The organism is Halovivax sp., from assembly GCA_007119345.1.
Taxonomy (GTDB): Archaea; Halobacteriota; Halobacteria; order Halobacteriales; family Natrialbaceae; genus Halovivax.
On record SKPV01000258.1, the window covers coordinates 1 to 11,103 of the forward strand.

Below are 11,103 nucleotides of genomic sequence, written 5' to 3' on the forward strand. Positions count from 1 at the left end.
CCGACCGCGGACGACGACCGACCGCGGACGACGACCGACCGCGGACGACGACCGAGCGAGGGCTACGACCGAGGCGCAGGCCACGGGTTTAGGAGCGCCCCCCACGTGGCCTCGACCATGACGGTGATCGGCTTTCTCAGCACCGCACCGGTGTCCGACGAACCCATGTCCGACCAGGTAGCCAGCGCGGTCGAGGCGATCGACGAGACCGGCGTCACCTACCAGACGGGACCGATGGGGACGACGATCGAGGCGGAATCGATCGACGAACTGCTCGAGGCCGTTCGGGCGGCCCACGAGGCGATCGACGCCGACCGGGTCAGCACGGTCCTGAAGATCGACGATCGGCGCGACACGGACAAGGGCGCCTGGGAGAAAGTCGAGACGGTGGAGGAATCGCTCGGCCGACCGGCCACGAACCGGGACCAGCAGCTGGGCCGTCCGGCACCCGACCACGACGACTGACGGCCGATCGATCCCCGGCGACCCACCGGCAGCCGGGGTGACCGAAGCGATACTTCCTTTGGGATCCGGGCGGTACCGACCGCTATGGAACAGTCCACGGTATCGGTAGACGGCATGTCCTGCGAGGGCTGCGAACAAAACGTCGTCGACGCGCTGGGCGCGCTCGAGGGCGTCGCGGAGACGACGGCGGACCACGAGGCCGGGCACGTCCGCGTCGAGCACGACCCCGCGGTCGTCGACGTCGACGCGATCGGTGGCGCGATCGAGAACGCCGGCTACGACGTCGTCGATTGAGCGCCCGAGGGACGAATCAGGAGTCATCCCTTCTTCGATCGCGACGGATCGTCGAGCGACGGCGCCGTCGGGCGATCGTCTGCGCCCCGTCGAACGGCCGACTGTGTGCCGTCGAAGGCCGTCTGAACCCCGTCGAACGGGCCTCTGAGCGCTGACGAACGGCCGTCCGAACCCCGTCGAACGACCGTGTGACGGAGACCGGTACGCTGACCGGCCCTGAGATTTTACCATGTTCGCTAACGTGGACCGATTTCTAATATCGGTAATGTACATTCCCGTTCGTTCAACCATCGATAACGGATTCGGTGGAGTTAAGGGCGTGGTAAGAACACCCACGCCCATGTCAGCCGACGACATCGAACACGTGACGGTGATCGGCGCCGGCAGCATGGGCCACGGCATCGCCCAGGTGGCCGCCATGGCCGGCTACGACGTGACCCTCAGGGATATCGAGGAGGAGATCGTCAAGGATGGGTACGAGAACGTCGAGTGGAGTCTCGGGAAGCTCGACGAGAAGGGACACCTCGAAGAATCCCCCGACGAAATCCTCGCCCGGATCGACACGGCGGTCGACCTGGAGGCGGCGGCGGCACCGGCGGACCTCGTGATCGAGGCCGCCCCGGAGCGGATGGACCTCAAGAAGGACCTCTTCGCGGACCTGGAGGCCTACACGCACGACGAGGCCATCCTGGCCTCGAACACGTCGAGCCTCTCGATCACCGAGATCGCGAGCGCGACCGATTCGCCCGAGCGGGTGCTCGGCCTCCACTTTTTCAACCCGCCGGTGAAGATGGATCTCGTCGAGGTGATCTACGGCGCGGAGACGACCGACGCGACCGCCGAGACGGGCTACGACTGGGTCGAGTCGATCGGCAAGACGCCCATCTACGTCCGCAAGGACGTCAACGGTTTCGTGGTTAACTCCTGTCTGGGGCCGTTCGGCGACGAGGCCGCCTGGATGGTCTCGGCGGGGGAGGCGGAGATCCGGGAGATCGACGCCGCGATGGTCCACCGGCGCGGGTACCCGATGGGGCCCTTCGAGCTGGCCGACCTCACCGGCATCGACATCGGCTACCACGTCCGCAAGGAGGCCGGCAAGCCGATTCCGCCGATCGTCGAGGAGAAAGTCGAGCGCGAGGAACTCGGCCGGAAGACGGGCCGTGGATTCTACGACTACGACGAGGGGGACGGGCCGGACTACGAGATCGGCGACGGCGAAGACGTCGATACGCTCCGCATCGAGGCGCGGATGATCAACGAGGCGGCGAAACTCGTCGGCGACGGCGTCGCCACACCCGACGCGATCGACACGGGGGTGCGCCTCGGCGCGGGCTTTCCCGAAGGGCTGTGCCGCCGGGCCGACAAGATCGGGCTCGACGCCGTCCTCGAGAAGCTGACGGAACTTCAGGACGAGTACGGTGCCGACCGCTACGAGCCCGCGGACCACCTCGTGAAACTGGTCGATGCCGGAGAGACGGGCGAAGACGCCGTCGCCGGCTTTCACGACTACGGCGGCGAGGCGGACGAGCGCGAATACCACGCGATCGACTGGAAGCTCGACGACCGCGGGGTGCTCGCCGTCGAACTCGACCGACCGGAGCGGATGAACGCGATCTCGGCCGATCTCATGGACGAGATCGTCGACCTCCTCGAGCGGGTCGACGTCGAGGAGATCCGCTGCGTGACGTTCGAGGGCGCGGGCGACCGGGCGTTCTCCGCGGGTGCGGACATCGGCGGCTTCGCGTCGGTCGAACCCACGGACGTGATGGACGTCTCGCCGATGTTCGAGCGCGTCAACGACTTCCCGCGGCCGGTGCTCGCGAGGATCGACGGCTACTGTCTCGGCGCCGGCCTCGAGCTCGCGCTGGCCTGCGACCTCAGAGTCGCCACGAGCGACTCCGCGTTCGGCTGCCCGGAGATCACGCTCGGGCTCATACCCGGCGGCGGAGGGACACAGCGCCTCCTGCGCATCCTGGGCGAAACGCGCGCGAAGGAACTCGTCTTCCGCGGCAATCACATCTCCGCCGAACGGGCCGAAAACTGGGGGCTGATCAACCGCGCCGTCCCCGCCGACGAGTTCGAGGAGGTCGTCGCGGCGTTCGTCGACGACCTCGCCTCCGGCCCGCCGATCGGCCTGAAGGTCGCAAAGACGGTCATGAACGAGGGCGAGAACGCCAGTCTCGAAGCCGCGCTGGCGTTGGAGTCCCAGGGCTTCGGCCTGCTGATGGGGACCGACGACGTCCGCGAGGGGACGATGGCGTTCGCCGAGGACCGCGAGCCGGAGTTCGAGGGGTCCTGAGATGAGCGCCTTCGACGAAGTCGAAGTCGGCGACACGATCGAAACCGCCGCCCGAACCGTCACCGAAGCCGACATCGTGAACTTCGCCGGCGTCAGCGGCGACTTCAACGATCTCCACCTCGACGCCGAGAAGATGGCCGACTCGGACTACGGCGAGCGGATCGCCATGGGGGCGCTCGTCTTCTCGATGACGACGGGGCTGCTCTGGCAAGCTCGCGGGACCGACAGCGGCGTCGTCGCGATGTACGGGGTCGACGAGCTCCGGTTCGTCGCGCCGGTCTTCGTCGGCGACACCATCAGCGTCGAGAGCGAGGTGGTCGAGGCCGACCCCTACGACCACCCCGAAGCCAGCGGCCGCGTCCGGTACGAAGCGACCGTCACCAACCAGCACGAGGACGTCGTCCTGACCTGCCAGCTGCTGGCCCTGGTTCGCTGAGAGGGGGCCGCGACGGCGCGCTCAGTCCATCTCTTCGGTCCCGTCGCCGAATTCGAAGACGTCGTCCTCGGCGCTCGTCGAATCCTCCTCGTCGCGGCCAGCGTCCGGGGCCGAATCGTCGGACTCGTCCTCGACGGCGTCGACTATCGACGGTTCCCCACCGTTCGGGCCCTCGTCGTCGGACTCGCCGATCCGCGTCGTGATCGCGGATTCCGTCGTCGCGTCGCCCTCGTCGTCGGACTCGCCGATCCGCGTCGTGATCGCGGATTCCGTCGTCGCGTCGCCCTCGACGGCGGCTTCGTCGTAGCCCACCTCGGTCGCCGCCGGCGCGGCGTCGGTCTCGAACCGGTCGAGCGCCTCGGAGAGTTCGGCGGCTCCCTCCGCGAGCTCCGACGCGGAGTTCGAGACCGCCGTGAGCGCCGTCGTCTGCTCCTCGGCGGCGGCGGCGACCGTCTCGGCCTCCGCGGTCGTCTCCTCGGAGATGGTCGCCGCGTCGTCGACCATCGCGACGACCTCCTGGGTGCTGGCGGCCTGCTCTTCGGTCGCCGCGGAGATCTCCTGGACGCCCTGGTTGGTCTCCTGAGCGTACTCGGCGATCGCTTCGAGCGCGTCGACGGCGGCCTGGACCTGCTCGCCCGCGTCGTCGATCTTGTCGCTGGTCCGCTCGACCTCTTCGGCGGAGTCGGTCGTCTGCTCCCGGATCGACTCGAGGCGTTCTTCGGCCTCGTCGGCCGCTTCCTTGACGTCCTCGGAGAGTTCCTTGACCTCCTGGGCGACGACGGCGAACCCTTCGCCCTCCTCGTCGGCCGCCGACGAGCGAGAGGCCTCGATGTTGGCGTTCAGCGCCAGCATGTTCGTCTGCTTGGCGATCTGCGAGATCGAGTGGATCAGCTCGTCGATCTGCTGGACCTCCGCCTCGAGCCGGCGGATCTCGTCGACGGCCGTTCCCGAATCGTCCTCGATCTCGTCCATCGCGTCGATCGCCTCGCGTGCGGCCGACCGTCCCTCGCGGCCGGTGTCGACGGTCCGTTCCGCGATGTCGGCCACCTCGTTCGAGGAGGCGGCGATCTGCTCGGTCGTCGTCGACAGCGAACTCATCTCGGCGTCGACCGACTGCAGCGACTCGTTCTGGCGCTCGGCGCCGTCGGAGATCTCCTGGATGGAGCCGGTGACCTGCTGGGACGCCGAGCGGACCTCCTCGCTGGAGGCGGTGACCTCCTCGCTGGCGGTCGCCACCTCGGTCGCGAACCGATTGAGTTCCGCGACCGTCTCCTCGATCTCCGCGAGCATCTCGTTGAAGTCCCCGGCAATCGCCCGCATCGTCTCGTTCTCGGTGGCCTCGGCGTCCATCCGGCTGGTGAGGTCGCCCTCGGCCGCATCCTCCATCACCCGACTGTACTGGTTCGCGGCGCGTTCGAGGTCCTCGTTGAGCCGCTGGACGCGCTCGCGCTCGGCCTCGGCCTCCTCTCTGGCCGCCTGCGCCTCGTCGATCTGGGCGCGGAGGGCGTCGCGCATCGAGCCGAAGCCGTCATAGAGTCGGCCGATGTTGTCGATCCGTTCGGTTTCGAACTCGACGTCGAGATCGCCGTCCTCCATCCGGGCCGCCTTGTCCGTGAGGCGGTCGATCGAGACGGCGGTGTTGCGTCCCAGCACCGCCCCGACCATCCCGATCATCAGAATGCCGAGCAGCGTGGCGGCGGTCCCGTACTGGTCGACCGCGGTGACGAATCCGTAGGCGTCGTCGGTCGGTTCGTGGACGAGAACGACCCAGTCGGTACCGTGGACCGACGCGTAGCCGGCGACGTAGTCGTCGGTGTCGAACTCGTAGGCATCGTGTCCGAGCGCGCCCGCAGGTTCCTCGGAGATGCGCTCCACGCCGGGTCCAACCTCGCGCGAGTGTGCCGTGAGTCCGTGTTCGTCCCCGTACGGTTCGCCGAACGTCGCGAACTCGTCGCCGTAGCCGGCCGAATCGAGCATCACGTCGTCGTCGCCGTCGAGGACGAGCGTGGTGACGCGGTCGGTGTCCTGGAAGTTCGTCGCGTAGGCCTCCAGGTCGGCCGTGAAGACGATCGCCCGGTCGTCCTCGCGCGGGACGTCGAGGACGTACGTGACGACGGCGGCCTCCTGTCCGTGCGCGTCGGTAGTGATGTAGGGTTTGGACACCCAGGGCACACCCTCGACGTTCTGCGCGGCGGCTTCGAACGCGTCGTCCTCGAGACCGAGCTCGGCGGACGGAACCTCCTCGCCGCCCGCGGGACGGAAGTCGCCCTGGGTGCTCGTCAGCACGGTCTCGTTGGCCGTATCGACGTAGTCCATCCGGAAGATGTCCGCATCGAGGTGCTCTTGCCAGTGCAGAAAGCGGAATTCGATCGCGCCGACGTCGTCGGCGTCCACCGAATCCGACGAGGCGATCATCGCGATCGTCTGCTCGTTCCGTGCGTTCCACATCTCCAGGCTCTGTGCCTCCTGGGTGGCGAACGACGCGTGGTCGTCCTGCACCCGCTGTTCGACTTCGTCCGTGATGCCGGCGGTCGCCACGAAGCCGATCGCACCCACCGAGAGCCCCAGTACCAGCAGGGCGATCCCGAACTTGAGCGCGTACCGGCGACGGACGACGGCGGGCACCAGCCGTCTCAGGAAGTTCATCGTATGGCGACACTCTCGCCCCGACGTATAAATTGTGAGCGGTCGTTATCGAATTTGATAACATTCGGTTTGGAACGGGTAGTTAGTTTATTTTCCAAGCCTAATAACGAGCCGAACGGATGTTCCAAGTATTATGAAGAAATAACATCCTCGCTCACCCGGGAAACATTCCGGAGCGCCACAAGCGTTAATAACGAATGTCCAAAACGTCACCGCGATGAATAACCGCGAGCGAAGGGGGAGCGGGGTCTCGGGAACGGCGTGGGACGACTCGAGCGATCGGTCCCCGGTGAGCGGCCGACGCGACGTACTCCGGGCGACGGCGAGCGGCGCGCTCGGCGTGTCGCTGGCCGGCTGTACGGACGTGTTCGGGACGGCCGAAGCCGCGGAGGACGGGATCCGGATCGGCGTGCTGGCACCGGATCCGGAGCGGTCGCCGGTCGGCTCGTCGATCGCCGTCACCGCACGGTTCGTGGCGGCGCAGGTGAACGCGACCGGGGGGCTCGCCGGCCGGGACGTCGAGATCGTCGTCGAGGACACCAAGGGCAGCCCGCTCGAGGCGCGGCGCGCGTACGAACGACTGATTCTCGACGAGCAGGTCGACGCGACCGTCGGGATCGCCGAGAGCGCCGTCCTCGATCACCTGATCGAGTCGATCGCCGAACACGAGACGATCCACCTCACCACCGGCGCCACGAGCCAGCGGGTGAGCGAACTCGTCGCGGCGGACCTCGACCGGTACCAGTACCACTTTCGGACGATGCTGAACGACGAGCAGTTCATGCAGCTCGAACTGTCGTTCATCACCGAGATGCTCCCGCAGCTCGGCTTCGAGGCGCCTTACGAGCTGGCGGTGCTGGCTGAGGGGTACCGGTGGGCCGACGGCGTCACCGACGCTTACCGGGAGGTGTTCGCCGAGATCGACGGATTCGAGATAGCGATGGCCGAACAGTACGACCCCGAGATCGACGACTTCAGGGCGTTGTACGGGTCGGTCGAGGAGGCCGGGGCGGACATCGCCTGGGTCGCGATGGCCCACACCGGCGACGCGGCGATCGTCGACTGGCAGCGCGAGCGCCCGTCGTTCGGGTTCGGCGGTACGCACGTTCCGATGCAGTGGCCCGGCTACTGGGACATGGTCGACGGCGCGTGCGAGCACGCGATCTCCATGTCGCCGGGGACGCCCCAGGCCGAAATCACCGGGGAGACCCAGCGCTTCGTCCGGGCGTACGCGGAGGCGACCGGCGGCAATTATCCGGTGTACACCGGGTACACCACCTACGACGCGCTCCGAATGTACCGGCAGGCGGCGGAGAACGCCGGGACGGTCGATCCGGAGGAACTCGTTCCGGCCCTCGAAGCCGTCGAGGTCGAGGCGACGATGGCGGAAACGTACGCCTTCGGCGACGAGAGCGACGAGTACCCCCACGACCCGGTCTGGCAAGCCGGCGATCCCGACAATCCCGGAACGGTCTACTTTCAGTGGCAGGACGACGGGTCCGGTTCCGGCGCGCAGGAGATCATCTGGCCCGAGCCGTACGCGACCGCCGATTACCGGACCCCGCCCTGGTTAGGCGGCGCCTGAACGTCCGACGGCTCCGGATCGATCGGACGCGAGGGGTCGAACCGGGGCCACGGGCACTGACCGCGTTCGGTCGGTTCCCCGGCGTCTCGGCACCCGTCCGAGCCGCTCTCGTCGGATCGGATGGCGAACCGTCGATCCCGTCCGAACGACCGGCGGGCGCGCTCGTCGCTCAATCCTCGGACGCAGCCGGGACCCCGGCGGGATCACGACCGACGAACCGATCGAGACCGAGTCCGAGCAGCGCCGCCAGCGCGGCGCCCGTCAGCGCGAACGCGGCCATCGTCAGGAAGAACGCGCCCGTCGAGTAGCCGAGGACGAAGCCGCCGATGGCGATCGAGCCCGCGCCCAGCCCGAACTCGCCGAGGTAGGTGTAGCCGTAGGAGAGTCCCCTGGAGTCCGGTGGCGTGTAGACGGCCACGGCCTCCTGGTAGAACGGCTGGATGGCGAACAGGAAGAAGCCGAAGACGCCGCAGAGCGCGAGGACCGCGGCCAGCCCCGCGGCCGAGGCCGGTCCCGCGATGACGACCGGCACGAACGCGAGCGCGAGGACCGCGAGCACGACGAAGATGGCGAGCAGGCCCCGCTCGGGTCGCAGGCGGTCGGTCATGAGTCCGCCGGCGTACTGGCCAGCCATCCCGACGACGAGCAAGCCGGCGTAGACGTAGAAGCTCGGTTCGATCCCCTCGAGCGACGGGCCGAGGTCGATCCCCGCGAGCGCGGGCGAGCCGTGGAGGATCTCCGGGAGGTAGGTGAGCATCCCGCGGTAGAACAGCCCCTCGAACGTGACGATGACGAAGACGACGAGGAACGCGCTGGCGAACAGCGTCCGACTGTTCGCGAGGATCTCGGACAGCGAGAGCGCCTCGTCGGGACCCGCGTCGGCGTCGTCGTCGACCGCCGCCGTCGGGTCGAAGTCCGCGCGGAGTCCGTAGACCGCCGCGAGCAGTCCGGGGACGGCGAGCAGCGCCGCGACCAGCTGCCAGTCGAGGACGATGAGTAGCGTCGCGGCGGTGAGCGGACCGAGCGTGATCCCGAGGTTGCCGGCCATGCCGTGCCAGGCGAACACCTGCCCCCGCTGCTCGACGCCGGTGCTGATGAGCGCGAGCCCCGCCGGGTGGTAGATGCTGGCGGCGATCCCCCAGCAGACGAGGCCGATCGCGATGGCGACGATCGTGTCGGCGGTCGCCAGCAGGAAGAACGAGGCGCTCATCCCGGCGAGACAGACCACGATCAGCCGCTTCGGCCCGAACCGGTCGGCGAGGATGCCGGCCGGGAGCGCGCCGATCCCGAAGGGCGCGTAGCCGGCCGCGACGACCAGCCCCCAGAGCACGACGGAGACGTCGAACTCCGCGAGCCAGACGACGAGGAAGATCGGTATCGACGTCTCGAACCAGTGGACGAGGCCGTGTCCGGTCATCGTAAAGCCGGCGATCGACCGGTCGTTTGCCGACAGTGCCATTCGGTTCTCGGCTGAACGGCACCGGCGAGACTACTTAGCCCCTTGGAAACCGGCGGACGGTCCTGACAGCCGGTTGGAGCGAGCGGTCGCCGGTCCATCGCGGCGTCGTCGGCCCAGTTACGACGTCCGTCCTTCGACCTGCGGCGGCGAACGTCCGTCCCGAGACGCGTTCGTCGAGGACCTCTCCGAAGCGCGTCAGTCGAGGATACTTCCCGAAGCCGAGAGTCCGTTCCGAGGCCGAGGAACCGTTCCGAAACCGAGAATCCGTTCCGAAGCCGAGGAACCGCCCCGGGACCCATCGCGAACGTCAATTTCGGACGAACGATCAGTTGGGGCGCGTCCGAGACGGGCGGGAGAAAATACCACAAGATCATTCCCAAAATTTTCGATATCCTCGCCGGTTTCCGGAACCGCCCGAGGCGGACGTCCGCGCGTATTAGGTCCGGGGAACAATCTTAGGTCGTTTACGCCCGGCGGTTTACGGCCGGTCCGCCGGCGACTGACGCGGCTCGACGCGGGAAACGTTGTCACCGCCGACAAGGTTATATACGCCCCCGGTCTGCGATTGCAGTACAATGTCGAACCCAATCGACGGCGGCTCTGATACCAGTCAGGGCGGTCGAGTTCTTCCAGGGAACGCTAGATTCCACTGACGAGATCGAGACGGTACGCGTCTTCGATACCACCCTGCGAGACGGGGAACAGACGCCGGGTACTTCGTTTTCCACCGACGACAAGCGCGAGATCGCCGCGATCTTAGACGAGATGGGGACCCACGTCATCGAGGCGGGGTTCCCGGTCAACTCCGAGGCCGAGTTCGAGGCCGTCCGCGAGATCGCCGCGTCGACGTCGACCACCGCGTGCGGGTTAGCCCGCGTCGTGGACGCCGACGTCGAAGCCGCGCTGGAGACGGGCGTCGAGATGGTGCACGCGTTCGCGAGCACCAGCGACGTCCAGATCGAGGATTCGATGCACGCCACCCGCGAAGAAGTGATCGAGCGTTCGGTCGCGGCCGTCGAGCGGATCGTCGAGGCCGGCGCCACCTGCATGTTCTCGCCGATGGACGCCACGCGAACCGACGAGGCGTTCCTGATCGAGGTGATCGAAGCGGTCACCGAGGCGGGAACCCACTGGATCAACGTCCCGGACACGTGCGGCGTGGCGACCCCCCACCGATTCGCCGACCTGATCGAGACGGTCACGGCCCACACCGACGCCCGCGTCGACGTCCACACGCACGACGACTTCGGGCTCGCGACGGCCAACGCCCTGGCGGGGATCGAGGCCGGCGCCGACCAGGCGCAGGTGTCGGTCAACTCGATCGGCGAGCGGGCGGGCAACGCCGCCTACGAGGAGTTCGTGATGGCCGTCGAGTCGGTCTACCAGGCGGATACTGGCATCGACACGACCCGCATCGCGGAGCTCTCCCGGATCGTCGAGACCGCGAGCGGCGTCGGGACGCCGGTGAACAAGCCCGTCGTCGGCGCCAACGCCTTCTCCCACGAGAGCGGCATCCACGCCGCGGGCGTCATCGAGAACGCCGACACCTTCGAACCCGGCGTGATGACCCCGGAGATGGTCGGCGCGAGACGCCGGCTGGTGATGGGCAAACACACCGGCACCCACTCGGTTCGCGAACGCCTGCGCGAGCGCGGCTACGCGCCGACCGACGAGCAGGTCCGGACCGTCACCCGCCGCGTCAAGGACTACGGCGCGGACAAGCGTGAGGTGACCGTGGCGGATCTCGATCGATTCGCCGAGGAGGCGGGAGTCGTCCGCGAGCGCGAGGAGGTGCGCGCGTAGGATGTCCACGACGATCGCCTCGATCCGCCAGCGGCGGCTGTCCCGGACGGACGGTCCGGTCGCCGCTACGGGGAGCCGACGAACGGGGGTCCGGCGACGAACGCACGCCTGGCGAC

At 67.9% G+C, this 11,103-nt stretch carries 8 protein-coding genes; 6 read left to right on the top strand and 2 right to left on the bottom strand.

Annotation, left to right across the window (positions count from 1 at the left end):
- Positions 1-117: 117 nt before the first annotated feature.
- The 4 genes from QZT59_RS17695 to QZT59_RS17710 all read left to right on the top strand — a co-directional run bounded on the left by QZT59_RS17695 (position 118) and on the right by QZT59_RS17710 (position 3,494).
- Positions 118-465, top strand: a complete 348-nt coding sequence (locus QZT59_RS17695) for an MTH1187 family thiamine-binding protein (RefSeq protein ID WP_290819217.1) — start codon at positions 118-120, stop codon at positions 463-465.
- A gap of 84 nt (positions 466-549) precedes the next feature.
- Positions 550-759: a cation transporter gene (locus QZT59_RS17700; RefSeq protein ID WP_290819211.1), complete on the top strand. Its 210-nt coding sequence runs from the start codon at positions 550-552 to the stop codon at positions 757-759.
- Between the two features lie 340 nt (positions 760-1,099).
- Positions 1,100-3,058 carry a 3-hydroxyacyl-CoA dehydrogenase/enoyl-CoA hydratase family protein gene (locus QZT59_RS17705; RefSeq protein ID WP_290819212.1) on the top strand — a complete coding sequence of 653 codons (1,959 nt, stop codon included), beginning with the start codon at positions 1,100-1,102 and terminating at the stop codon, positions 3,056-3,058.
- A 1-nt stretch (position 3,059) separates the two neighbouring features.
- On the top strand, positions 3,060-3,494 hold the full coding sequence (locus QZT59_RS17710; protein WP_290819213.1) for a MaoC/PaaZ C-terminal domain-containing protein: 435 nt from the start codon (positions 3,060-3,062) through the stop codon (positions 3,492-3,494).
- A gap of 21 nt (positions 3,495-3,515) precedes the next feature.
- Here QZT59_RS17710 and QZT59_RS17715 read toward each other — a convergent pair whose 3' ends face one another.
- Positions 3,516-6,140, bottom strand: coding sequence for a methyl-accepting chemotaxis protein (locus QZT59_RS17715; protein ID WP_290819214.1), 2,625 nt, complete (start codon positions 6,138-6,140; stop codon positions 3,516-3,518).
- Positions 6,141-6,357: 217 nt separating this feature from the next.
- Here QZT59_RS17715 and QZT59_RS17720 point away from each other — a divergent pair, with 217 nt between their 5' ends.
- Positions 6,358-7,725 carry an ABC transporter substrate-binding protein gene (locus tag QZT59_RS17720; protein WP_290819215.1) on the top strand — a complete coding sequence of 456 codons (1,368 nt, stop codon included), beginning with the start codon at positions 6,358-6,360 and terminating at the stop codon, positions 7,723-7,725.
- Positions 7,726-7,894: 169 nt separating this feature from the next.
- On the opposite strand, the gene QZT59_RS17725 is transcribed toward QZT59_RS17720, so the two are convergent.
- Positions 7,895-9,184, bottom strand: coding sequence for an MFS transporter (locus QZT59_RS17725; RefSeq protein WP_290819216.1), 1,290 nt, complete (start codon positions 9,182-9,184; stop codon positions 7,895-7,897).
- A gap of 564 nt (positions 9,185-9,748) precedes the next feature.
- On the opposite strand from QZT59_RS17725, the gene QZT59_RS17730 reads away from it, so the two are divergent.
- Entirely contained in the window at positions 9,749-10,987 is a 1,239-nt protein-coding gene (locus tag QZT59_RS17730) for a LeuA family protein (protein ID WP_394348676.1), read from the top strand.
- The last annotated feature ends 116 nt before the right edge of the window (positions 10,988-11,103 follow it).